The 22,563-nt window shown below is 62.6% G+C and carries 22 protein-coding genes; 11 read left to right on the forward strand and 11 right to left on the reverse strand.

Annotated elements, in window-relative coordinates:
- Nucleotides 1–2: 2 nt before the first annotated feature.
- Genes HBO19_RS18070 through HBO19_RS18090 form a run of 5 tightly spaced genes read right to left on the reverse strand, consistent with a single transcriptional unit; the run spans nt 3 to nt 6,465 of the window.
- Nucleotides 3–1,274: an FAD-dependent oxidoreductase gene (locus tag HBO19_RS18070; RefSeq protein ID WP_170057996.1), complete on the reverse strand. Its 1,272-nt coding sequence runs from the start codon at nt 1,272–1,274 to the stop codon at nt 3–5.
- Between the two features lie 2 nt (nt 1,275–1,276).
- Nucleotides 1,277–2,848: an aldehyde dehydrogenase (NADP(+)) gene (locus HBO19_RS18075; protein WP_170057997.1), complete on the reverse strand. Its 1,572-nt coding sequence runs from the start codon at nt 2,846–2,848 to the stop codon at nt 1,277–1,279.
- A gap of 55 nt (nt 2,849–2,903) precedes the next feature.
- Nucleotides 2,904–3,851, reverse strand: coding sequence for a dihydrodipicolinate synthase family protein (locus tag HBO19_RS18080; protein WP_169954303.1), 948 nt, complete (start codon nt 3,849–3,851; stop codon nt 2,904–2,906).
- A 44-nt stretch (nt 3,852–3,895) separates the two neighbouring features.
- Complete coding sequence (locus HBO19_RS18085) at nt 3,896–4,822, reverse strand: 4-hydroxyproline epimerase (RefSeq protein WP_170057998.1); 927 nt, start codon at nt 4,820–4,822, stop codon at nt 3,896–3,898.
- 26 nt (nt 4,823–4,848) lie between these two features.
- Nucleotides 4,849–6,465: an APC family permease gene (locus tag HBO19_RS18090; RefSeq protein WP_170057999.1), complete on the reverse strand. Its 1,617-nt coding sequence runs from the start codon at nt 6,463–6,465 to the stop codon at nt 4,849–4,851.
- 200 nt (nt 6,466–6,665) lie between these two features.
- Here HBO19_RS18090 and HBO19_RS18095 point away from each other — a divergent pair, with 200 nt between their 5' ends.
- Nucleotides 6,666–7,433 carry an AraC family transcriptional regulator gene (locus tag HBO19_RS18095; protein WP_170058000.1) on the forward strand — a complete coding sequence of 256 codons (768 nt, stop codon included), beginning with the start codon at nt 6,666–6,668 and terminating at the stop codon, nt 7,431–7,433.
- 701 nt (nt 7,434–8,134) lie between these two features.
- Here HBO19_RS18095 and HBO19_RS18100 read toward each other — a convergent pair.
- The 4 genes from HBO19_RS18100 to HBO19_RS18115 all read right to left on the reverse strand — a co-directional run bounded on the left by HBO19_RS18100 (nt 8,135) and on the right by HBO19_RS18115 (nt 10,685).
- Nucleotides 8,135–8,971: an HAD family acid phosphatase gene (locus HBO19_RS18100; RefSeq protein WP_170043201.1), complete on the reverse strand. Its 837-nt coding sequence runs from the start codon at nt 8,969–8,971 to the stop codon at nt 8,135–8,137.
- A gap of 349 nt (nt 8,972–9,320) precedes the next feature.
- Nucleotides 9,321–9,812, reverse strand: coding sequence for a hypothetical protein (locus tag HBO19_RS28710; RefSeq protein ID WP_170058084.1), 492 nt, complete (start codon nt 9,810–9,812; stop codon nt 9,321–9,323).
- A 67-nt stretch (nt 9,813–9,879) separates the two neighbouring features.
- The gene (locus tag HBO19_RS18110; RefSeq protein ID WP_170058001.1) at nt 9,880–10,518 is read right to left on the reverse strand and encodes an XRE family transcriptional regulator; all 639 of its coding nucleotides are present in this window, start codon (nt 10,516–10,518) and stop codon (nt 9,880–9,882) included.
- Nucleotides 10,519–10,523: 5 nt separating this feature from the next.
- Nucleotides 10,524–10,685 (reverse strand): hypothetical protein, encoded by a 162-nt coding sequence (locus HBO19_RS18115; RefSeq protein WP_169956945.1) that lies wholly within the window; start codon nt 10,683–10,685, stop codon nt 10,524–10,526.
- A 171-nt stretch (nt 10,686–10,856) separates the two neighbouring features.
- Here HBO19_RS18115 and HBO19_RS18120 point away from each other — a divergent pair, with 171 nt between their 5' ends.
- The 5 genes from HBO19_RS18120 (at nt 10,857) to HBO19_RS18140 (ending at nt 17,961) form a co-directional block, all read left to right on the forward strand.
- Complete coding sequence (locus tag HBO19_RS18120; protein ID WP_170058002.1) at nt 10,857–13,004, forward strand: TonB-dependent receptor; 2,148 nt, start codon at nt 10,857–10,859, stop codon at nt 13,002–13,004.
- Nucleotides 13,005–13,136: 132 nt separating this feature from the next.
- On the forward strand, nt 13,137–13,679 hold the full coding sequence (locus HBO19_RS18125; protein ID WP_170058003.1) for a sigma-70 family RNA polymerase sigma factor: 543 nt from the start codon (nt 13,137–13,139) through the stop codon (nt 13,677–13,679).
- Nucleotides 13,679–14,623, forward strand: a complete 945-nt coding sequence (locus tag HBO19_RS18130; protein WP_170058004.1) for a FecR family protein — start codon at nt 13,679–13,681, stop codon at nt 14,621–14,623. The genes HBO19_RS18125 and HBO19_RS18130 overlap by 1 nt, the downstream gene beginning before the upstream one ends.
- A gap of 102 nt (nt 14,624–14,725) precedes the next feature.
- Entirely contained in the window at nt 14,726–17,203 is a 2,478-nt protein-coding gene (locus HBO19_RS18135; RefSeq protein WP_170058005.1) for a TonB-dependent siderophore receptor, read from the forward strand.
- A gap of 119 nt (nt 17,204–17,322) precedes the next feature.
- Nucleotides 17,323–17,961: a hypothetical protein gene (locus HBO19_RS18140; protein WP_169956949.1), complete on the forward strand. Its 639-nt coding sequence runs from the start codon at nt 17,323–17,325 to the stop codon at nt 17,959–17,961.
- 57 nt (nt 17,962–18,018) lie between these two features.
- Here the strand turns inward: HBO19_RS18140 and HBO19_RS18145 are convergent, their stop codons facing one another.
- Complete coding sequence (locus HBO19_RS18145; protein WP_169956950.1) at nt 18,019–18,564, reverse strand: hypothetical protein; 546 nt, start codon at nt 18,562–18,564, stop codon at nt 18,019–18,021.
- A 168-nt stretch (nt 18,565–18,732) separates the two neighbouring features.
- Here HBO19_RS18145 and HBO19_RS18150 point away from each other — a divergent pair, with 168 nt between their 5' ends.
- Together HBO19_RS18150 and HBO19_RS18155 are read left to right on the forward strand one after the other, a co-directional pair.
- Nucleotides 18,733–19,062, forward strand: a complete 330-nt coding sequence (locus HBO19_RS18150; protein WP_169956951.1) for a hypothetical protein — start codon at nt 18,733–18,735, stop codon at nt 19,060–19,062.
- 462 nt (nt 19,063–19,524) lie between these two features.
- The gene (locus tag HBO19_RS18155) at nt 19,525–19,773 is read left to right on the forward strand and encodes a DUF1652 domain-containing protein (protein ID WP_169956952.1); all 249 of its coding nucleotides are present in this window, start codon (nt 19,525–19,527) and stop codon (nt 19,771–19,773) included.
- Between the two features lie 3 nt (nt 19,774–19,776).
- Here HBO19_RS18155 and HBO19_RS18160 read toward each other — a convergent pair whose 3' ends face one another.
- Complete coding sequence (locus HBO19_RS18160; protein ID WP_170058006.1) at nt 19,777–20,139, reverse strand: NUDIX hydrolase; 363 nt, start codon at nt 20,137–20,139, stop codon at nt 19,777–19,779.
- A gap of 141 nt (nt 20,140–20,280) precedes the next feature.
- On the opposite strand from HBO19_RS18160, the gene HBO19_RS18165 reads away from it, so the two are divergent.
- The 3 genes from HBO19_RS18165 (at nt 20,281) to imuA (ending at nt 22,557) form a co-directional block, all read left to right on the forward strand.
- Nucleotides 20,281–21,249: a Gfo/Idh/MocA family oxidoreductase gene (locus tag HBO19_RS18165; RefSeq protein ID WP_170043207.1), complete on the forward strand. Its 969-nt coding sequence runs from the start codon at nt 20,281–20,283 to the stop codon at nt 21,247–21,249.
- 79 nt (nt 21,250–21,328) lie between these two features.
- Nucleotides 21,329–21,946 carry a transcriptional repressor LexA gene (lexA, locus tag HBO19_RS18170; protein ID WP_169956955.1) on the forward strand — a complete coding sequence of 206 codons (618 nt, stop codon included), beginning with the start codon at nt 21,329–21,331 and terminating at the stop codon, nt 21,944–21,946.
- Nucleotides 21,946–22,557 carry a translesion DNA synthesis-associated protein ImuA gene (gene imuA, locus HBO19_RS18175; protein WP_170058007.1) on the forward strand — a complete coding sequence of 204 codons (612 nt, stop codon included), beginning with the start codon at nt 21,946–21,948 and terminating at the stop codon, nt 22,555–22,557. Before lexA ends, imuA begins: the two co-directional genes overlap by 1 nt.
- Nucleotides 22,558–22,563 lie beyond the last annotated feature (6 nt).

The following is a 22,563-nucleotide window of genomic DNA, read 5'->3' on the forward strand; positions in this document are numbered from 1 at the left end:
CGTCAGAACCGATCCAACCGATAGGCCGCCAATGCCGGCAATCCCAGGGGCTGGGGCAGGTAGATCGGCGATACCAACTGGGCGACCAGCTCGGCAGTGACGGCCGCTTGCGTCAGCCCCAAATGTTGATGCCCGAAAGCGAGCAACACCTTACCGTCGCACACCCGGTCGATGATCGGCAGCGAGTCCGGCAACGAGGGCCGAAAGCCCATCCACGGCGTGGCGTCCTCAGCGCTCAGTTCGTCACGCAACAGGCCGCGGCTGAGCCGGTGCAACTGCCAGGCGCGCCGCATGTTCGGCGGGCGGTCGAGGCCGGCGAATTCCACGGTGCCGGCCAGCCGTAGCCCACCGCTCATGGGCGTCATGATGAACTTGCGTTCCAACGAGGTGACGGCGAAGGGCAAGCGGTCTTGCTCGTGGGGCAGCATCAGGTGATAACCGCGCTCGGTGTCCAGGGGCACCTTTTTGCCGGTCAGCGCCTGGGTGAGCCTGGCCGAGTGGGCGCCGCAGGCGATCACCACCTGGCGTGCGGCCAAGCGGCCCTGGTCAGTGATCAGTGCAACGCCCTGGGCCTGAAGCTGGCCGTCCTGGACCTGGCGCTTGAGAAAGGTCACGCCGCTGGCCTTGGCGGCCTTGACCAGTTCGCACACCACGCGATACGGATCGAGGAAATGCCCGGTGCGGGGAAAGAACAAGCCCCCCTGGATCCGCTCGCTTAATTGCGGTGCCGCCTGTTGCACGGCGCTGGCCGACCAGCAATCCACCGGCACGTTTTGCTGGGTCATGCGTGCTTGCAAACCTTCAATCGCTTGTCGCGACTCGGCACGCTCGAACACCAGCAGCGAGCCGTCCTCGCGCATCAACTGGGGCCGGTCGATGTTCGCCAACAAGCGCTGCCAGGCGCCCAGGCTGCTTTCGTTGAGGGCACGGATACCGGCGACCGTGCGCTGGTAAGCGGCCGGGCGCAGGTTTAACAAGAGGCGAGCAAACCAGGGCAGCGCACGGGGCAGGTATTTCCAGTCCAGGCGCAGCGGGCCCATGGGGTCCATGAGCATCGCGGGCAGGCGCATCAGGATCGACAGGTCGGCGATGGGGAACACCTGTTCGGTGGCCAAATGCCCGGCATTGCCGAACGAGGCGCCCATCCCCGGTTCCTGCTGGTCGATGACCACCACGCGCCGGCCCTGGCGCGCCAGTTGCAGCGCGCAGGCGACGCCGATGATGCCGGCGCCGACCACTGCAATGTCGATCTCGGGTTGACGGTTGTCTTGCATGTTCAGGCTTCTCTCTGGCCGTCGAGCAAGCGTCGCAACGCCAGCGGGTTGTCTTGTTTCAGGGCTGCGGGCAGCAGGCTGTCGGGGAAATCCTGGTAGCACACCGGCCGCAGGAAACGCCGGATCGCGGCGGTGCCGACCGAGGTCGAGCGCGAATCCGAGGTCGCGGGGAAGGGCCCGCCATGCACCATGGCATCACACACCTCGACCCCGGTCGGCCAGCCATTGACCAACAGCCGGCCAGCCTTGCGCTCAAGGGCCGGCAGCAATGCCCGTGCCTGCTCAAGATCGTCCTGATCCAGGTGCAAGGTGGCGGTCAACTGGCCTTCGAGGTGCTCGGTCACTTGGCGCATTTGTTGGTTATCGGCGCATTGCACCAGGAGCGAGGCGGCGCCGAAGACTTCGGCCTGCAAATGCGGGTTGGCAAGGAAGTCTTGCGCGTGGGTGGTAAACAGCTGCGCCTGGCATTGGTTCGGCCCTTGCGCCGGCAACCCGCTGGCTACGCAATGGGCATGCTCGGCCAGTGCGCCGACGCCCGCTTCATAGGCCTGGAAGATGCCCGGGGTGAGCATGGTCTGCGCCGGGCTGCGTTGCAGCAAGTCGCTGGCGAGGCTGACAAACTGCTGCAGTTGCGGACCTTGAACCGCAATCACCAGCCCGGGATTGGTGCAAAACTGCCCGGCGCCCTGGGTCAACGAGGCGACAAACCCTTGCGCCAGCGCTTCGCCGCGCGCCTTGAGGGCGGCCGGGAACAGGTACACCGGGTTGATCGAACTCATTTCCGCATACACCGGGATCGGCTCCGGCCGCGCCTGGGCTGCCTGGCACAAAGCGATGCCGCCACTTTGCGAGCCGGTAAAACCCACCGCCTTGATCCGTGGGTCGCTGACCAGGGCAATCCCCACTTCGCGGCCAGCGCCGTACAGCAGCGAGAACACACCTTCGGGCAGGCCACACTGCTTCACGGCACGGGCCAGCGCACGGCCCACCAGTTCGCTGCTGCCGGGGTGGGCGCCGTGGGCCTTGACGATCACCGGGCAACCGGCGGCGAGGGCTGAAGCGGTATCACCGCCGGCCACCGAGAACGCCAGCGGGAAGTTGCTGGCGCCGAATACGGCCACCGGCCCCAGCGGCACCTGGCGTTGGCGCAGGTCGGCACGGGGCAGGGGCTGGCGGCCTGGTTGGGCGCTATCGACCCGTACGTCCAGCCATTCGCCGGCGCGTACGGTGCGGGCGAAGGTGCGCAGTTGCTGGCAGGTGCGGCCCCGTTCGCCCTGGATCCGCGCGAGGGGCAAGCCGGTTTCGGCCACGGCACGCTCGATCAACTCATCGCCGAGGGCTTCGATTTCATTGGCGATGGTTTCGAGAAACTCAGCACGCGCCGCCAGGGATGTCTCGCGGTAGCTGTCGAAGGCTGACCACGCCAACGCGCAAGCCTGGGCCACCTGCTCGGTGGAACCGCCGGGATAGGCCGGCTCCAGCGCAGCATGGGTGGCCGGGTTGATCGCGCGGATGGCTGCGCGGGTGCCGGGAATGGAGTGCTGACCGATCAGCATAGTGCCTGTCAGAGTCATGGCCTGTTCCTGAAATAAGAAGGAACGCCGCTGTGCAACAGCGGCGTACGAGCAGTCAGTCGACGTTCTGTTCTGCCGACCAGTTGGCGTACCACTGGCGGAACAGCGCGTACTGATGCTCGGCATACCGGCGTTGGGCATCGCTCAGTACATCGCTTTGGTTGAAGTGCAGGCTGTATTCCAGGTCGCCATTGAGCACCATCAGGTGCTTGTAATAGAGCACCAGGTCGCAGCCTTCATCGAAGGACGACAGCACCGCCAGCGCCGCTTCCAGCTCGCGGGCCTGGCGCCGGGCCTTGGCATCGCCCTTGGCGGCCTGCTTGCTCAGGGCCACCAGTTGCAGGACTTCCCGTGGCAGGGCGTTGCCGATGCCGGTGATCGCGCCGGTGGCGTTGCAGTTGACGAAACCGTGCACCACCTGGGTATCGACACCGACCATCAGGGTCACGGCATCGTCTTTGGAGGTGATGTGTTCGGCGGCGTAGCGCAGGTCGGCGCCGCCGCCGAACTCCTTGAAGCCGATCAGGTTTGGGTACTCGCGGCGCAGTTCAAAGAACAGCTCGGCGCGGGTGGCAAAGCCGTAGTAGGGGCTGTTGTAGATCACTGACGGCAGGTTCGGCGCGGCGCTGAGGATCGCCGCGAAGTGGGCTTTTTGCGCGCTGGCTGAAGCGCCACGGGACAGCACCCGCGGGATGACCATCAAGCCATGGGCGCCGACCTTGGCCGCGTGGGCCGCATGGGAGACCGCCTCACGGCTGTTGACCGCGCCGGTGCCGACGATGGTCGGGATGCCCGCCGCGACCAGGCGCGCCACGCCTTCCTGGCGCTGGGCTTCGGTGAGCAACGGCCAGTCGCCCATGGAGCCGCAGTACACCACGGCGCTCATGCCGATATCGATCAGCTCGCGGCCCTTGGCGACCAGGGCGTCGAAGTCCGGCTGGCGCTCGGCGGTGCACGGGGTCATCAGGGCAGGGATGCAGCCGGTGAAGATGTTATCGCTCATGGTTCTAGCTCCTTGGAAGGGTCTGTTTAAAAGCTGCCGGGTGCTCAAATGCCCCAGGCGAAAGGGTCCTGTTCGTCGATCAGCAAGGTGCTGTCGGCGGTCATATAGGCGCGACCGGTGATGAAGGGGCGGATGTGTTCGCCCTCCCATTCAAAACGGCCTTCGAATTGGCTGGCGGTGATGCTGGCTTGCACCCAGGGCTCACCGGCCTGAAGTTTTCCGTCGGCGGCCAGGCACGCCAGCTTGGCGCTGGTGCCGGTGCCGCAGGGCGAGCGGTCGTAGGCTTTGCCGGGGCACATGACGAAGTTGCGGCTGTCGGCCTGCTCGTCATCGGCGAACAGTTCGATGTGGTCGATCAACGCGCCGTCTGCGCCAAGGATGCCTTGGGCTTCGAGGGCCTTGAGCATCGCCCAGGTGAAGTCGGAGAGGGCCTCGACATTGGCCATGTGCACACCCTGGCCGTGCTCGGACACCAGGAAAAACCAGTTGCCACCCCAGGCGATATCGCCGTAGATCCGGCCATGCCCCGGCACCTCCACGGGCACCTGCTGGCGATAGCGATAGGCGGGCACGTTGCGCAGGGTGACCGCGCCGTCCTCATGCAGGGTGGCGCTGACCTGGCCCACCGGCGTGTCGATGCTGTGTACCCCTGGTTTGATGCGGCCCAGGTAGTGCAACGAGGCGACCAGGCCGATGGTGCCGTGGCCACACATGCCGAGGTAGCCGGCATTGTTGAAGAAAATCACCCCGCAGGTGGCCCCCGGCGTGACCGGCTCGCAGTACAGCGCGCCGACCAATACATCGTTGCCACGGGGCTCCAGCAGGCAGGCGCGGCGCCATTGGTCGTGTGTGGTGCGCAGGCTGTCGAGCTGCTCGGCGATGGTCTGGCCGGCCAGCTGCGGGAAGCCATTGATGATCAGGCGCGTCGGTTCGCCGCCGGTGTGGGAGTCAATCACATGCAGTCGTTTCATCCAGCTATTCCTTGGTGATTGGCCAGTTATGCGTTCGCCGGGTGCATGCCGCTCGCGGGCAGCACGGCTTCGCTTTCGTCGTCTTCGTGTTCCAGTTCCACCAGGTGCGCCGGCACGCCGGTGGCGGCGCCCCAGTAGTAGATGCCCAGGGCGCAGGCGGCGACGACCAGGGTGTCGAAGGGATGGCTGAGCACGCCCAGGCCGCCAAAACTGCCGAGTTTTGATAGCACCATGGTTACGGCGTAGAAGCCGATCAGCCACGCGCTGGAACGCACTTGCCGGGCGATGTTCAGGTGCTGGGTCGGCACCAGGCGACGGCACAGCAGGTACACCACAAACATCACGATTTGCAGGCCCAGCAGCCAGGACACGGTGCTCCAGCCCGACCAGTAGACGATCAGCGCGGCGATGATGAATGACAGCGGCCCCAGCACACTCATCCACTTGACCCGGAACGGGCGCGGCATGTCCGGCGCATTGCGTCGCAGCGCCGCCACGCACACCGGGGCCACGGCGTAGCTCAACACCAGGGCGGCGGACACCACATTGATCAGCGCCTCCCAGGACGGGAACGGCAGGGTCCAGAACACCGACAAGCCAAAGGTCAGCCACAACGCCGGGCGCGGGATGCCGGATTTCTCATCGATGCGCGTGAAAATCTTGAAGAAGGTGCCTGTCTGCGCCCAGCCATAGATCACCCGTGGCGTGGCGTTCATGTAGATATTGCCGCAGCCGCTGGGGGAGATCACCGCGTCGGCCACCACCAGGTAGGCCAGCCAGCCCACCCCCAGGGCCAGGGCGATATCGCGATAGGGCAGGGCCAGTTCCTTGCTGATGCCGGCCCAGCCATTGGCGAGCATTTCGGTGGGCACGCCGCCGAGGAAGGCCACTTGCAGCAGCACATAAATTGCCGTGGACAGCAGCACCGAAAGGATCAGGGCAATGGGAATGGTGCGTTGCGGGTTTTTCACTTCGCTGGCCACCGAGATGATCGGCGTCAGCCCCAGATAGGCAAAAATCACCCCGCCGGCGGACACTGCCATTTCAATCCCCGACAGGCCGAACGGGGCGAACCCCTGGGAGTGGAAGTTGGCCGGCTTGAAGAAGGTGAACAGCACGCCGATCACCAGCAGCGGCACGATGAACTTGAAAATGCTGACCAGGTTATTGGCGATGGCGAAGGTCTTGACGCTGCGGTAATTGAGCACGAAAAACAGGCAGAGCAGGCCGAACTGCACCAGCCAGCCGAGGGTGGTGGGGTCGCTGGAGCCGGCCTTGGTCAACTCGGGAAACCAGGCGGCGGCGTATTGCCTTGAGGCGACCACTTCAATCGCCACCAGGCTGGAAAACGCGATCAGTGTGATAAAGCCCATCAGGTAGCCCAGCAACGGGCCGTGGGAATACACCGGGTAGCGCACCACGCCCCCGGCACGGGGCAGGGCCGCGCCCAATTCGCAATACACAATGCCCAGCAACAGCACCGCAAAACCGCCGAGCAACCAGGAAAAAATCCCTGCCGGGCCTGCGATGGACGACACGTGACTGGCGGCAAACAACCAACCGGAACCGAAGATCGCTCCCAGTCCGATAAAGGTGAGGTCGATCAGAGACAGCTGTTTCTTGAACTTGCCTTGGGCTGACATAGCGGCGCCTTCTTGTGGGTTATTGGATAGGCATGCAGTGGCGCTACAGTGAACCCATCAGCCCGCTGGCGATTGATGTTTTGCGCGGTCATCAATGACGAATTCAGCACAATTGCCGGATGCGCAGCGGTGCTCGACAGGGCCATGGCCATCGGGCAATCTGCTGGCCCGGCGAGGCGATAAACAAGGCGGTGAGCGGCATGATGCACAACGCGTTTGCAACCCTGTGCCAAGGTGGCGAGCAGCGGCCACGCAGCCTCGAACAGCTGCTGGCGGGCGTGGCCATGCTGTTGCCGATGCTCGACGTGATTCCCAATGCGACGATGTTTATCAAGGATGTGCAGGCGCGCTATGTCATGGCCAACCACACCCTGGTACAGCGTTGTGGCTTGAAAGACCGGCGCCCGCTACTGGGCAAGACCAGCGCCGAGGTGTTCCCCGCGCAGTTGGGGCCGGGCTACACCGAGCAGGACCGGCGCGTGCTCGAACAGGGCCTGGTGCTGGAGGATCAACTGGAGTTGCACCTGTACGGCAGCCGCGAACCCGGTTGGTGCCTGACCCACAAGTGGCCGTTATACAACCGCGAGGGCGCGATCATTGGCTTGGCGGGGATCTCGGTCGACCTGCAATCCGCCAGCGAGACCCACCCGGCCTATCAGCGATTGGCGGCGGTGGACGAGCACATCCGGGCCCATTTCAACCGGCGCGTGACCTTGGGTGAACTGACGCGCATCGCCGGCACGTCGGTGGCTCAGCTGGAGCGCTACTGCAAGCGCGTGTTCCACCTGACTCCCCGGCAAATGATCCAGAAAGTACGCCTGGAACATGCCCATCGCCTGTTGCATACCGAGTTGCCGATCACCGAAGTGGCCTTGCAATGCGGCTACACCGACCACAGTGCATTCACCCGCCAGTTCAAGGCGTTGACCGGCTTTACGCCACGCCAGTATCGCCAGGCCACCCGCTAATGAGTGGGCGCACGTCCCTGTAGGAGCTGGCTTGCCAGCGATAGCTGCGAGTCAGCCAACATCAACTCCAGCAATGCCGCCGCCATCGCAGCCTCGCCGGGGCTCGACAGCTCCTACATTGATCCTCAGGGGTTGGAAGATTGCATTTCACTGCCACCGCAGGATGCATACGGTACTCAATGTACGACGATCCAATGTAGGAGCTGGCTTGCCAGCGATAGCAGCGGGTCAGCCAACATCAATCCCAGCAATGCCGCCGCCATCGCAGCCTCGCCAAGGCTCGACAGCTCCTACATTGATCCTCAGGGATTGGAGGATTGCATTTCAGCTGCCAGTGCAGGATGCATACGGTACTCAATGTACTGAAGATCCAATGTAGGAGCTGGCTTGCCAGCGATAGCGGTGGGTCAGCCAACATCAATCCCAGCAATGCCGCCGCCATCGCAGCCTCGCCAAGGCTCGACAGCTCCTACATTGATCCTCAGGGATTGGAGGATTGCATTTCACTGCCACCGCAGGATGCACACGGTACTCAATGTACTGAAGATCCAATGTAGGAGCTGGCTTGCCAGCGATAGCGGTGGGTCAGCCAACATCAATCCCAGCAATGCCGCCGCCATCGCAGCCTCGCCAAGGCTCGACAGCTCCCACCTCGATCTTCAGGGTTTGGAGGCTTGCATTTCAGCTGCCCCATCTGATCCTCATTGCTGCAACTGAAGGGCCTCACGCTTGAAAAAACGCTTCTGCTCAAATGGAATCTCTTCGCGGTCGCCATAGGGCGCGCTGTACCAGTTGCCGTAGGTTGGGTTCGGCAGCAGGAACCAGCGTTGGCCGAACCAGGCCACATAGGGTTCGACCGCCCGGCGTTGGGCGGCCAGGGTGTTGTGTTCGGCCTGGACGAAATCCCCCAGGGAATCCCCGACCATCAACAGCACCCGTGCCTGGCTGGCGACCCACTGGCGGCGGCAGTTCTTGCCGTAGCCCGCCGGTGCGCAATGGCCGGTGGGGGTGGCGGCCGCCAGTACGTGTTCGTTGCTCTGCACCGGGAAGCCGCGCAGGCGCAGGTTGGCGACGGTGGCCTGGACTTGGCTGTGCTCGCGGTTGGTCAGGTAATACACCTTGATTCCCCGTTGCTGCACCGCCTGCAAAAACGCCACGGCACCGGGCAGGGCCTGGGCCTTGGCCTGGTCGACCCAGGTGTTCCAGCGGTCATAGGAGTAGACCTGGTTGTTGACGATGTCCCGCGCGTTGAGGGGCACGTTGTCCAGCAGGGTTTCGTCGATATCGACAATCACTGCCGGCGGCAGGCCGCTGAGGTTACGCGGGGCAAAGGGCAGGGCGTCCCAGTCCTTGGTGGCCAGGGCCACATCGAGCTGGCGGGTGGCGTCGGCGAACACTTGGCGATAGATCATCTCGTGTTCGATGGAGGTCTGGGTCCACAGCACCGCATCCAGTTGATCGTTGGCGGGTGGATGCTGTTGGCAGCCCAGCAGCACCGAAGAAAGCAGGCATACGCCGGCGAAATTCATAAGACGCATAAAAAGAGTCGGCCTCAAAAATGGCGGTCGCGGATCGATGATCAGGCCCGGCACAGTAGCGCAGTATTGCTCCCCAGCCTGCATCAGACGCTTATTTTCATCAGGGTTAGATCGTTTATTTCCTTATCGAAGGTGCATAGCATTTTAGTGAATATCCATTGCGTCCATTTACTGGTCGCAGCAAAGACCCTGGATGTAATAACAAACGCTCGTCTGCTGCCACGTTTTTGCAGTCTGCTTTTAATCAGAAGTGGACGGTCTGGCGTCGATTCCTGCTGCTCGGCCAGCGTCTTGCAGCGCGGCGCGTCATCTCTAGAATCGGCCCCAGAATTTAGACCTTTCCTGTCGATTACGGAGTTTCGAACATGATGAATGCCATGCAGATGCCAATGAACAACACGATGCCCATGATGCCGATGATGGGCATGCCGATGATGATGGCCACCATGCAGTGCGAGATAACCGGCGATGCCATGGTGTGCACCATGAAGCCGGCCGCCGGTATGGACATGGCGATGTTCAAGAACAACGCCGAAATGATGGCGATGATGATGAACTGCGGCATGCCGATGATGATGCAGTGCGCCAACCTGTCGATGATGTGCATGTCGCAGGACACCATGGCAATGCTCAACAACATGCCAGCGATGACCATGCCGATGATGAAGTGCGTCATGGAATGCACCCTGCAAGCCGATGGCATGACCTGCAAGATGATGCCGATGCCTGGTATGAGCATGGTGATGATGGACAACTGGTGCATGCTGATGAAGAAAATGATGAACGATTGCGCCATGCCGATGATGATCAGCTGCAACGGCATGCCGATGATGTGCTGCACCTGCTGAACCGACGTTTCGTGCGCATGAAAAAGCCCCGCCTGAGCAATCAGGCGGGGCTTTTTGCGTTCAGTCCAGGCGTTCGGGGTGGAGGATGACCAGGAACGCCAGCGCATCGCTGTCTGCCGGGTTGCGATAGCGGTGGGGCTGGTCGGCATAGAACAGGATCGAGTCGCCGGTGGACAGCAAGTATCGTTCCTCGTTGACGCTGACCTCCAGCACGCCCTGGGCCACCACCAGGTTTGCCTGGATCCCAGGCCGGCGGCCTTCGCACACCTCTTCACCGCGTGCGCTCAGGCGTACCTCATAGAATTCGGACTGGCGCGACATGTCGTCGGGGAACAATGCCCGGCTGACGAATGTGCCGTCGGCGCTCACCAGGCGTTTGCTTTGGTGGGCGGGCAGTAATTCAACCCCTTCGAACGAGCGGTTTTCCAGGAACGCCGCCACCGACACTTTCAGGCCCTTGGCGATTTTGCACAGCACCTTGATCGACGGTACGCTGCGCCCGGACTCGATCTGCGCGAGCATCGCCCGGCTGACGCCACAGGCTCGGGCCAGGGCATCCAGGGACAGGTAGCGTTTACTGCGCAGGCGATGCAGGTTGTGCGCGACGCACTGGCCGATGGCATCGTCGTCGCGGCTGGCGCAATCCTTGGGTTGAGCGATGGGGGGCAGCACGTCGGGAAGGGCCTGGAGAAAACTCATCGGCGTTACGCCCGGCGTGTGTCGCTGGGCGCGTTACTGGCCTGCAACGTGAATACCGACAACCCGGCGCGCGCGGCGTACATTGCCCACATCAACTGGGCCGCTGCACGAGCCTGGCGGCGTTTGCGGTGGAGGGTGAAATCAATGACGTTGGCGGATATCGACATGGCGCAGTCTCGGGTGACGGTGGTGACTCGGTTGCTCCACATTACTGCGCGCAGCTTATTTCCTTAAATACTGAGTTTGCATTTATTAATTCTATTTTGGACTTAAAAACAGACGTGACCTGCCGTATCCGATGTTCTTCCAACGCTTGAACTTTCCCAGGATTCGGCCCCATGCGCCTGCCACAACCTTTGCTGTTTCTCCCTCCTCGTTGGCTCGGTTTTGGCGTTGCCCTGACATTCACCCATCTGGCCCAGGCCCAGGAGGCGCTGCAGTTGTCGCCGCTGCAAGTCACCAGCACCGAACTGAGCGAAGGCGAAGCGGCCCAGGCGCAACTCCGGCAGGTGCCCGGCGCTACCAATTACGTCGACATGGCCAGCGTCGAGCAGGGGCGGGTGAGCAGCAATGAAGATGTGTTCAAGTACCAGGCTGGCATCTACGCCAAGGCGGCGAATAACGAAGGGGTGAAAATCTCCATTCGTGGCTCGGGCATCAACCGTGGCCCCGGCAGCCATGCATCTGGCCTGTATGAAACCATCGACGGGCTGCCACTGACCGGCCCCGGCGGAACGCCTTATGAGCTCAAAGACCCGCTGTGGCTCAGCCGCGTCGAAGTGCTGCGCGGCGCCAACGGGTTTGATCGCGGCGCACTGGCCCTGGGCGGGGCGGTCAACTATGTCACCCACACCGGCTACGATGCGCCCAAGTTGCGCGTGCGCTACGAGGCCGGCAGCCATGGGTATGCCCAGCGGGAAATCAGCTCCGGGCAAGTGCTGGGCGATGCCGACTATTACATCAGCCTGACCGACACTGACTACGATGGCTTCCAGCAACAAAGCGCCGGCAGCGGCAAAGGCGTGGCGGCCAACTTCGGCTACCGGTTCAACCCGGACCTGGAAACCCGCTTCTATTTCCGTTACCGCGAAACCGCCAACGACAGCCCCGGCAAACTCACGCGTCAGCAGATCGAGCACAGCCCGCGCGCAGCCAATGCCGTCAACCTGGCGCGCGACTCCAAGCGCTTGCAGCCGGGTTCTACCTGGATCGCCAACAAGACCACGCTGCAATTGGACGATAACTCCCGCGTCGAAGCGGGGCTGGTGTACCACGACTACCCCATGGACCTGCGCGAAGGCACCAACCGGCTCAAGGTGGCGTATACCGATATCAGCGGCACCTTGAACTACATCCGCCAGGACACGCTGCTGGGGCGCGACAGCAAGACCACAGTCGGCCTGCGCACCACCCAGGGCCTGCCCAATAACGGTGTGTCGGAGTACGTGCGGGTGCCTGCCGGTGCCACCGCCGATTTCGCCCCGGGGACCAAGACTCGTGACTACAGTTACCTGGGGTCGGATACCGTGCTGCACGTGAGCAACGACCTGGAGCTGCTGCCCGACCTGTGGCTGACCACCGGCCTGGCGGCGATCTATACCCGTCGCGAAACCGAAGTCACCTATCCCGACACCCATGCCCCCTTGAGCACTCATGACTGGGACTATGCCCCGCGCGTGGGCCTGCGCTATGACTTCAACCCGCAGTTGCAGGTGTATGGCAACCTGAGCCGCTCGGTGGAGCCGCCGCATGCCTGGTCGATGATCTGGGGTTCCAACAAGTTCTTTGCCAAAGACTCGGGTAGGCCGGAGGCCGGCTTGACCCGCGAAGGCGTGAAGCTGCAAAACCAGACGGCCACCACCCTGGAAGTGGGCGGGCGCGGCGAAGCGTGGTTCGGCCAATGGGACCTGGCGCTGTACCACTCGCTGGTGCGCCATGAACTGCTGAGCGTCGAAACCCAGGCGGCTACGCCTAACTTGTCGCAGGTGGTCGCCGAATCCAACGCCAGCCCGACCCTCCACCAAGGCCTGGAACTGAGCCTCACCAGCGCGCTGTGGGACGGTGGCAATACCGGTCGCCTGGCCCTGCGCCAGGCCTACACCTTCAGTAACTTCCACTACCGCGACGACCCGCGCTTTGGCGACAACACATTGCCCGGTATCCCCAAGCACTATTACCAGGCGCAGTTGCGCTACAGCCATCCCAGCGGCTTTTTCAGCAGCCTCAATGGCGAGTATTCCTCGCGGGTGGCGGTGGACTATGCCAACTCCTACTACGCGTCGGCCTATGGCTTGTTGGGCGCCACCCTCGGCTACGACGCACCGAAACAGGACTGGCAAGCCTGGGTCGACCTGCGCAACCTGACCAACCAGCGCTACGCCAATACCGTGACCCCGGGTTATGACGACCATGGCAATGATATGGCGCGCTCGACGCCGGGTGACGGCATGGGCGTGTACGCCGGCGTTTCCTGGAGCTTGCGCTAAACCCTGGTAGGCGCCGGCAAGCCGGTGCCTACGCCGATACCCAGGCGCCATCGTTGGGCCCTTGCTCTGCCATCGTTTTACTGTCATCGTTTGCGCGATTGGTAATCTTTCTTGTTTGAGAAATTTTTGCGCATGCATGACTTTCCCGTGGCCGATTGTGATACAGCCCGCCGCCAGCAGACACTCACCGCGCTCTACAGCGACCACCATTCCTGGCTCCAGGGGTGGCTGCGCAAGAAGCTCGGCTGTTCGCAGCATGCGGCGGACCTGGCCCAGGATGCATTCGTGCGGGTGTTGCTGCTGGCCGAGCCCCACAACATTCAGGAGCCTCGGGCATTTCTCGCGACCACTGCCGGGCGCTTGCTGATTGACGGTGCGCGGCGGCGCAAGATCGAGAAAACCTATATGCAAGCCCTGGCCATCCAATACGAAGACGCCGGCATGCCTGACCCTGCGACTATTCATGTGGCGTTGCAGGCCCTGGAACGCATTGCGCTGATGCTCGCCGGCCTGCCGGACAAGGCCCGCGAGGCGTTCCTGCTCAGTCGCCTGGATGGGCTGACCTACAGTGAAATCGCGGCCCAGCTCCAGGTCTCGTCCAGCACGGTGAAAAACTACATCTCCAGCGCGCTGGTGCATTGCTACCAGACCCTTTATGGCGCGGACCCGCTCTGATGCCCGCCGAACAGATTGTCAGCGAGGCAGCGCAATGGTTGGCGTTGCTCAATGACGAGGACGTCAGCGCCGCCGACCGTCAGGCATTTGAAGCCTGGTGTGCGGCCGATCCACGCCATCGGGTGGCCTTCGAGCGCATGGGGGCGTTGTGGGGCAGCCTCGATGAACTGCCTGCGGCACCTGCACGCCTGGCGTTGAATCAAGCCTTCATCCCACGCAAAGCCGGGTACGCCGTGCGCGGCGGGCAAGCCCTGGCGTTGTTGGGGGTGTTGGTGGCCGGCTGGGCGAGCGTCGAGCAACTGCCGCTGTGGATGGCCGACCAACGCACCGGCGTCGGCGAGCGCAGTCAGGTGGTCTTGACCGATGGCAGCCAGGTGCAGCTCAACAGCAACTCGGCGTTGGACGTGAAGTTCGACGGCCAACAGCGTGTGATCGAATTGCTCAAGGGCGAGATGTGGGTCGAGGTGGCCAAGGATGGGCAACGGCCGTTCGTGGTGCGCACCGATCAGGGCACGGCGACCGCGTTGGGCACGCGTTTCCTGGTGCAGCGTGCGGTGGATGGCTCGACCGTGGTCACGGTGATCGAGTCAGCGGTGGCCGCCAAAGGCACTGACAGCGAGGCCGTGAAGGTGACGGCAGGCCAGCGCGCGATTCTCAGGCAGGGGCACGCCCAGCCAGCGCAAGCGGTCGGCAGCGGCGACCCGGCGGCCTGGACCCGGGGCTTGCTCACGGTGGATGACCGGCCGTTGAGCGAAGTCCTGCAAACCCTGGCCAGCTATCGCCATGGGGTGGTGCGGTTTGATGCCCAGGCGTTGCACGGGATGCGTGTGTCGGGGGTGTTCAAGCTCGATGACAGCGACGCGGCGCTGGCGACCCTGGCGGATAACCTGCCGATCAAGGTGGAGTATTTCACCGACCTGCTGGTGGTGATCAAGCCCCTCTGATCTGCCTGAAGACACCCGTTCAAATAAAAACCGGTCTCATTCATACCCGATTTCCCGACATGGCCGTCATGGAATATAGAACCCTCTTTTCCAGGACCTCTCATGTCACGCTTTGCTCGTCCGTTGCACCCGCTGGCGCTGTCAGTGGCGATGGCTTTTGCCGCTGTGCCCCTGACCATTCACACCGCATGGGCTGATGAAAGCAGCCATTTCTCGATCCCTGCCGGTGACCTGAGCCAGGCCCTCAACGGCTTTGCCGAACAGGCCGGGCTGGTCCTGGCCTTTGATCCGGCCTTGACCCGCGGCAAGCGCAGCAGCGGTTTGAACGGGCAGTTGAGCAGCGACGCGGCACTCGCCCAGTTGCTGGCGGGCAGCGGTTTGCGTGCCCAGGCGCTGTCTGCCCAGCGCTATCGCATCGAGCCGATTCCCCAGGCGGATGGCTCGGTGGAGTTGCAGGCCACCACCATCAGCGGCGCTGCTCAAAGTGAAAGCCCCGTCGGCCCGGTGTCCGGTTATGTGGCCACGCGCAGCCTGTCGGGCACCAAGACCGACACCGCGCTGATCGAGACCCCGCAGTCGATCTCGGTGGTCACCAAAGACCAGATGCGTGCGCAGAATGCCGAGAGCCTCAACCAGATCCTGCGCTACAGCGCCGCGGTCGTCCCGGAAACCCGTGGCGCCACCGCCTCGCGCCTGGACCAGTTGACCATTCGCGGCTTCTCGCCGGTGACTTACCTCGACGGCCTGCGCGTGGCATCGAGCCGCGATGCCTCGCCGCAAAAGGATGCCTTCGACCTGGAACGCGTGGAGGTCCTGCGCGGCCCAGCCTCGGTGTTGTACGGCCAGGGCAGCCCCAGTGGCGTGATCAATATGGTCACCAAGCGCCCGTTGGATACGCCGTTCCATGAAGTCGGCGTGGAGTACGGCACCTTCGACAAAAAGCGCACCACCTTCGATCTCAGCGGCCCGCTGGATGAGCAAGGGGTGTATTCCTACCGCGTCGCCGGATTGTTCGACGATGCCGACGGGCAGGTGGAGCACACCGAGACCCGTCGTCAATCGCTGTCCTCGGCCTTCACCTGGCGCCCGAACGAGGACACCTCGCTGACCCTGCTGGGGCATTTTCAGAAGGATCCCAAGGGGGCTTCCTACGGCTCGATGCCGGCCTGGGGCTCGGTGTTGCACAGCCCGCTAGGGCGCAAGATCGATGTCGACTTCTACGATGGCGAGAAAAACTTCGAGAAGAGTGACCGCGAGCATTACTCCATCGGCTATGCCTTCGAGCATCACCTCGACGACGTCTGGACCGTGCGCCAGAACGCCCGCTATATGCGCAGCGAAGGGATCTACCGCAGTATCTACAGCAGCAACCTGCAGGCCGATTACCGCACCTTGAACCGCTCGACCATCGCCACCGATGTCGACATGGACGCCTACAACCTGGATAACCAGTTGCAGGGCAAGTTCGACACCGGCCCGGTGCAGCACACGCTGTTGATGGGGCTTGATTACCAGAACACCAGCGTCGATACCAAGGCCGGTTACGGCAAGGGACCGGACCTGGATATTTTCGACCCGGTGTACGGTGCGCCGGTGACCACCCCGGCATTTTCCAGCGACGCGACCCAGCGTAGCGAGCAGACCGGTGTGTACCTGCAGGAGCAGGCGAAGTGGGATAAATGGGTACTGTTGATGGGCGGTCGTTATGACTGGGCCAGCACGGATAACAGCTCGTTGAGCTTGACCGACGGCAAGAAAACCAAATCCTCCCTGGACAGCAAAGCCTTCACCGGCCGCCTGGGCGTGGTTTACCTCTTTGATAACGGCCTGGCGCCTTACGCCAGCTATTCCGAATCCTTCTCGCCGCAAACCGGTACCGGCTACGGCGGTTCGGTGTTCAAGCCCACCGAAGGCAAGCAGTACGAAATCGGCATCAAGTACCAGCCGCCAGGCAGCAACAGCTTTATCACCGCAGCCATCTTCGACCTGCGCCAGAACAACGTGCCGACCATGGATCCGGATCCCACCCACCTGTGTGGCAACGGTCGCTGCCAGGTCCAGGACGGTGAAGTGCGCTCCCGTGGCTTTGAACTCGAAGGCAAGGCCAGCCTCAACGACAACCTGGATATCACGGCGGCCTATGCCTACCTCGATAACCGCATCAGCAAATCCAACAGCACCGTGCGCTACGCGCCGATCACCGACATCGGCGTAGGCCCGGCCGTGCCGACCCAGGGCACCACCACCTACGCTGTGCCGCGCCACACCGCTTCGGTGTGGGCTGACTACACCCTGCATGACGGCAACCTCAAGGGCTTCGGCGTCGGCGCGGGTGCGCGTTATGTCGGCTCGTCCTGGGGCGATACGGCCAACACCTTGAAGGTTCCCGGCTACACCTTGTTCGATGCGTCGGTGCACTACGACATCCCGCACATCAACACCCTGGGCGACAACCTGCGCCTGGCGCTGAACGCCACCAACCTGGCGGACAAAGAGTACGTTGCGTCCTGCTATTCGTACTCGTGGTGCTGGTACGGCTCGCAACGCACGGTGCAGGCCAGTGCGACGTATCAGTGGTAAATGCCGATAACGAGTGAGGATTTTTCCTACAGCGGCCTTTTACCCGGGCCGTTGACTCTCTATTATCCGCCCCCAGCACCTCCGGCCATGGAGACGCTCCATCAACTAAGGAAGTCGTAATGCACATTGGAAAAATGCTGGGGTTGGCCCTGATGATGTTGGCAGTGAGTGGCTGCGCCAGCTTCACCAAGGACGAAGTCGCGCCAGTCACCCTGCCATCGAAGGCGAGCTTCGCCAACAAGCCGAACGTCTATGTCGACTTTGATTTCTATCAGGGCGAACCGACCAACGCTGCCGCTGCCGAAGTCCCCCAGGCGCGGGACATGCTGCGTCCGCAACTGCAAAAGATCCTCACCGATTCCGGCCTGTTCGGCCGCGTGACCCTGGATGAGTTCCAGAAGCAGCCGGGCGACTACAGCCTGCGCCTGAAGGTCTACAACCATCCGCCAGGTGGCGGTCAGATGGCATTGGCGTTTATCAGCGGCTTCACCTTCACCATTATCCCGGCGCTGGGTACCGACCAGTACACCATGAGCCTGGAGGCCTTGGACCCACAGGGCCAGGCGCTGAGCAAAGGCAGCAACCACGATGCGATCAACACCTGGTTGGGTATCTGGTTTATCCCGATGATGGCCTACACGCCAAAAGAAGCGGTGACCGATACCTTCACGCGCCAGGTCAATGCGCTGCTCAAGCAGATGGTCGAGAGCAATAACCTGAAGTACTCGGCACTGGATGCCGGTGTGCCGCGGGCCTGATTTTGGCCGCAAAAAAAGGGAGCCGGCTGACCGGCTCCCTTTTTTTTACCCGGGTTTTTACTTGAGTGCCTGAATGAACAGCGGATCGCTGTACAAGGCCTTGAGCAAGTCACGCACCAGCGGGTTATAGGCATTCGCCGCATTCGGAATCGCAATGGGGCCGAAGAATGAACTGGACCATACGCTGGTCACTTCCTTGGTGGCGTCGTACACCACGGCGTCATCCTTGAGCAACGTAAAGCGCGCGGCCAGTGTGCCGTGGCCGGAACCCACGCCAGCTGTCAGCTCGTTCTTCACCAGCAGTACGTCAAGGCGCCGCGGCGCGCTTTGATTCAGCAGGCCGGCCAGGGACAGTTCCTGGGTAAGCGCCGCCTGCACATGGGCCGGGATACTGCCGGTGGGCGAGCTGATCGGATTGGCCCGGACCATCAACGAACCCTGGCCCGAGGCGGCAGTAACCTTGGCCTGGCTGATGGGTTGCAGCGCTGGCGTCTGCTTGAGGCGCTGGACGTTGTCGAAATTGGGCTCGTATTGCGTCATGGTCACGCCGCAACCTTGCAGCAGCAGTAAGACCAGTGGGGCCAACATAAGAAACTTCTTCACGGCATTTCCTTGCGTGAGGGGGGTAGGGGGGCGCGATTATGGTCAGCCGCTGGTAGGGCGGCAACCCGCGCGGGAAGGGGAGATCGCCAAGAAGGCATTTTGCTGGCCCCCATCTGCTGCATGTTTCGCCAAAATCACTTTTATTTTCAGGTGGTTAGGTGGATTCCAATGCGCAACGTAAAAATCACGCTGATTGCCTTGGCCCTGGCGAGCGGGGCGGCGGCAGCCCAGGGCAAGGCGCTGCGTGAAGGGGATCGGTACATGTGCAGTTGGGGGGCGGGTACGGCGGCCAGGGCCCAGGAGCTGAAGTTGGCTGGCGTTTCGTTGTATGCGGCGCGGCAGAAGATCCAGCGGTACAAGTTCGACAAGTCGTGGATGCGCATGATGGCCATGGGCATCACCGAGCAGACTTATGACAGCCCCTCGCGGCTCAAGCCGACGGCGGTGCGTTCGAGTTTTTATGAAGAGTGCGTGCGCTACAAACTGGCGCGTAGATAGACACGCTGCAGACTGGTTTATTAACCTGATAGTTATTAGGGTTTTAACCCGGCAAGTTTGGAAGTTGCACCAAAAAGTGGCACTAAAGATATCGCGAACCATGAAAAATGTGTGGTTATTGAATGACTTAGCGCTGTTTCAATCCGACGAAAGGCTAATAATAAACTTGTTACAGGTTGTCTCGGTGGTTATTATGACCGGGCGTTCACCTCCCACGGTTTATGCATTTTTAAATCCCAAGTTTCCATCAGCTACTTGGGATTTTTTTTGCCCGGGATTTGACCTTCATACCTGCTTGGCAGATAAGTGTCCGTGGTTTTTCTGGCGTCATTGCGCCGGCGCTTTCGGGGAAAAGTGTGGGGTGGCTAACACTTTCGTAGGATTGCCTACACGCGTTGCACAACCTGATCTACCCTGCATGGATCACGTCCATCGCGTCATGTGCGAGCAAGGGTGCCCAGGATGATTCCGATCGTTGAGTTGAGCCGCATCATGGCGTCCGGTTTCGTCCCGCTGGCGTGCGACTGTAGCGTCAACCCCCAGGGTTTCTTGACCATCCGTGTCTTTGAGCCGGAGTCCGGTCGCGTCGACCTGCTGTTGACCGGCGTGTCGCCCCAGGGCCTGGATAGCATCCGTGCCATCTCCAACCTGATCGGCGAGCTGCGCACCGAGCTCAAGGCCGGGCGCCGTGGGTTTGCGGCATTCGGCTAGGCGTCAGAGCCGGCGCAGAAACGAGCGCACAATGCGCTTGGTGGCGTCGGTGGCGTCCAGTTGCTCCAACGCACTGTAGGCATGCCACTGGCAATCGATGATTTCATTGCAGGGCCGGGCCTGGTCGATGTTCACCACCGAGGCTTCAAACACGTGATGCAGCGTGTCACTGGCTTTCAATTCCTGTAGATACAGCAACCCATCCACGTTCAGCCCGGTTTCCTCCTGCAACTCCCGCTCGGCCGCGCCGACCGGGCGCTCATCGCGCTCGACCTTGCCCCCAGGCAATGCCCATTTCGACCTGGCCTTGCGCACGAACAGAATGCGCCCCTCGTGTTCGCAAATCACCGTTGCGCGTATTTTCATCGTCTGTGCCCCCGCAGCTGGATGATTGTCATAAAAGTGTAATGCAATTGTCATGCTAGGTCTTTATAGGGGGAGGCTGGAGACCACGCAGGAAAACGCCGATACTGCCCGACTGAAAAAATACCGCTGAAGGAAAGTCTGATGAGCACCATCCGCTGGGGCATGATCGGTTGTGGCAGTGTTACTGAACTCAAGAGTGGACCCGCTTTCTACAAAGCGCCAGGCTCGGCCCTGGTGGCCGTGATGGGGCGTCGCGAGGAAGCGGTGCGCGATTATGCGGCACGCCACGGGATTGCCCGCTTTTACACGGATGCCCAGGCGCTGATCGATGACCCCGAAGTGGATGCGGTGTACATCGCCACACCACCCGACAGCCACCTGGAGTACAGCCTGTTGGTGGCAGCGGCGGGCAAGCATTGCTGTGTAGAAAAACCGATGTCGCTGAATGCCGAGCAGAGCGCGTTGATGCAGCGCACCTTCGAGCGGGCCGGGCTGCATCTGTTTGTTTCCTATTACCGCCGTTCCCTGCCGCGCTTCCAGCAGGTCCGTGCCTGGCTGCAAGAAGGGCGAATCGGTGAGTTGCGGCACCTGAGCTGGACGTTGTGCAAGCCGCCATCGCCCACGGACACCAACGCCAGCAACTGGCGCACCGACCCGGCGATTGCCGGCGGTGGTTATTTTGCCGACCTCGCCAGCCATGGTTTCGACCTGTTCCAGTACCTGGCGGGGGATATCGTCGAGGTCACGGGGTATACCGCGCGCCAGGCCGGGCGCTATGCGGCGGAAGATGCGGTCACCGCCTGCTGGAGCTTCAGCTCGGGCGCGCTGGGGATGGGCTGCTGGAACTTTGTGGCGGACCGGCGTGAAGACCGGGTCGAGTTGATCGGTAGCACAGGGCGGATCAGCTTTGCAGTGTTCGACGAGCAGCCGTTGCACCTTGAGGCCGAGGTCAGCCAGACCCTGCATATTGCCCATCACCCCCATATCCAGTGGCATCACGTGCTGGGCATGAACGCGCATATCCGTGGCGAGAGCGTACACCCGGCACTGGCGATCGAGGCCTTGAAGACCGACCGCATCATGGATCGGGTGTTGCAGCGCAAGCCCTGACCCCGCCCACCCTTGTCGGAGCCGCCAAGGTGTTTGTCTGACTGGCGGCTATTGTCAGAAATTTCCCACAGGAGTACAAATGTACTCCATGACGACTCTCACTCCCCGCCGCTCCGCCATCCTGAACTTCATCCGCGAACGTATCGCGCAGCAAGGTCAGTCCCCCAGCCTCGCCGAGATCGCCGAGGCCTTCGGTTTTGCTTCGCGCAGTGTGGCGCGCAAACACGTGCTGGCGCTGACCGAGGCCGGGTTTATCGAGGTCAACCCGAACCAGGCCCGGGGTATTCGCCTGCTCAATCAACCGGCGCGCCCGCAATGGCTGGAGGTCCCGGTGCTGGGCCGCGTGGCCGCCGGCCTGCCCATCGGCGCCGACGCCGAAGTGCATGCGCGGCTGATGCTGGACCCGGCGACCTTTGCCCGGGTCCCGGATTATCTGCTGCGGGTCCAGGGTGACTCGATGATCGAAGACGGCATCCTCGATGGCGACCTGGTGGGCGTGCGCCGCAGTGCCGAGGCGCTGAACGGGCAGATCGTGGTCGCGCGCCTGGACGGCGAGGTCACCATCAAGCGCTTCGAGCGGATGGGCCACAGCGTGCGCCTGTTGCCGCGCAACCCGGCCTATCAACCTATCGTGGTCCGTGCCGACCAGGACCTGGCCATCGAAGGCGTGTTCTGTGGCCTGGTGAGGCAAGGGTGATGGGCGCCGTGGTTGCACTGGACTCGCTGTTCAATGGCGGGCGGGTGTGGAAGGGGCGGCCGGCCGCGCCGCCGGCCAGTGTGTATCCCACCGGGCTGGCGGCCCTGGATGCGGTGTTGCCCAGCGGTGGCTGGCCGGCGGCGGCCTTGAGTGAAATCCTCGTGGCCCAGCAGGGCGTGGGCGAGTTGCAACTGGTCTGGCCGACCCTGGCGCGGCTGTCGGCGGCCGGCGAGCGCATTGTGCTGGTGGCGCCGCCGTATACCCCATACCCCCACGCCTGGCAGAACGCCGGGGTGGACCTGCGCCAGCTCTCGGTGATCCAGGCCGATGAGCGCGATGCCTTGTGGGCGGCCGAGCAGTGCCTGCGCTCCGGCAGTTGCGGCGCGGTGCTGTGCTGGCCACGCAAGGCCGATGACCGGGCTTTGCGCCGCTTGCAGGTGGCCGCCGAGACCGGCCAGACCCTGGCGTTTGCCTGGCGGGCCATGGGCGAGGCGATCAACCCGTCACCGGCCGCCCTGCGCCTGGCCGTCGAGCCGAGCCAGGTGCGGGTGCTCAAGTGCCGCGGTGGCCTGGCCCATCCCGCACCCATTGTCCTGGCCAGCGGGCACTGAGGTTGA

It is taken from the genome of Pseudomonas sp. WS 5021 (genome assembly GCF_012985535.1).
Classification (GTDB): domain Bacteria; phylum Pseudomonadota; class Gammaproteobacteria; order Pseudomonadales; family Pseudomonadaceae; genus Aquipseudomonas.

Excerpts from the sequence above, each read along its gene's own strand:
- HBO19_RS18070 (WP_170057996.1), bottom strand. The coding sequence starts at position 1,274 with ATGCAAGACAACCGTCAACCCGAGATCGACATTGCAGTGGTCGGCGCC.
- HBO19_RS18075 (WP_170057997.1), bottom strand. The coding sequence starts at position 2,848 with ATGACTCTGACAGGCACTATGCTGATCGGTCAGCACTCCATTCCCGGC.
- HBO19_RS18080 (WP_169954303.1), bottom strand. The coding sequence starts at position 3,851 with ATGAGCGATAACATCTTCACCGGCTGCATCCCTGCCCTGATGACCCCG.
- HBO19_RS18085 (WP_170057998.1), bottom strand. The coding sequence starts at position 4,822 with ATGAAACGACTGCATGTGATTGACTCCCACACCGGCGGCGAACCGACG.
- HBO19_RS18090 (WP_170057999.1), bottom strand. The coding sequence starts at position 6,465 with ATGTCAGCCCAAGGCAAGTTCAAGAAACAGCTGTCTCTGATCGACCTC.
- HBO19_RS18095 (WP_170058000.1), top strand. The coding sequence starts at position 6,666 with ATGATGCACAACGCGTTTGCAACCCTGTGCCAAGGTGGCGAGCAGCGG.
- HBO19_RS18100 (WP_170043201.1), bottom strand. The coding sequence starts at position 8,971 with ATGCGTCTTATGAATTTCGCCGGCGTATGCCTGCTTTCTTCGGTGCTG.
- HBO19_RS18110 (WP_170058001.1), bottom strand. The coding sequence starts at position 10,518 with ATGAGTTTTCTCCAGGCCCTTCCCGACGTGCTGCCCCCCATCGCTCAA.
- HBO19_RS18115 (WP_169956945.1), bottom strand. The coding sequence starts at position 10,685 with ATGTCGATATCCGCCAACGTCATTGATTTCACCCTCCACCGCAAACGC.
- HBO19_RS18120 (WP_170058002.1), top strand. The coding sequence starts at position 10,857 with ATGCGCCTGCCACAACCTTTGCTGTTTCTCCCTCCTCGTTGGCTCGGT.
- HBO19_RS18125 (WP_170058003.1), top strand. The coding sequence starts at position 13,137 with ATGCATGACTTTCCCGTGGCCGATTGTGATACAGCCCGCCGCCAGCAG.
- HBO19_RS18130 (WP_170058004.1), top strand. The coding sequence starts at position 13,679 with ATGCCCGCCGAACAGATTGTCAGCGAGGCAGCGCAATGGTTGGCGTTG.
- HBO19_RS18135 (WP_170058005.1), top strand. The coding sequence starts at position 14,726 with ATGTCACGCTTTGCTCGTCCGTTGCACCCGCTGGCGCTGTCAGTGGCG.
- HBO19_RS18140 (WP_169956949.1), top strand. The coding sequence starts at position 17,323 with ATGCACATTGGAAAAATGCTGGGGTTGGCCCTGATGATGTTGGCAGTG.
- HBO19_RS18150 (WP_169956951.1), top strand. The coding sequence starts at position 18,733 with ATGCGCAACGTAAAAATCACGCTGATTGCCTTGGCCCTGGCGAGCGGG.
- HBO19_RS18155 (WP_169956952.1), top strand. The coding sequence starts at position 19,525 with ATGATTCCGATCGTTGAGTTGAGCCGCATCATGGCGTCCGGTTTCGTC.
- HBO19_RS18160 (WP_170058006.1), bottom strand. The coding sequence starts at position 20,139 with ATGAAAATACGCGCAACGGTGATTTGCGAACACGAGGGGCGCATTCTG.
- HBO19_RS18165 (WP_170043207.1), top strand. The coding sequence starts at position 20,281 with ATGAGCACCATCCGCTGGGGCATGATCGGTTGTGGCAGTGTTACTGAA.
- lexA (WP_169956955.1), top strand. The coding sequence starts at position 21,329 with ATGTACTCCATGACGACTCTCACTCCCCGCCGCTCCGCCATCCTGAAC.
- imuA (WP_170058007.1), top strand. The coding sequence starts at position 21,946 with ATGGGCGCCGTGGTTGCACTGGACTCGCTGTTCAATGGCGGGCGGGTG.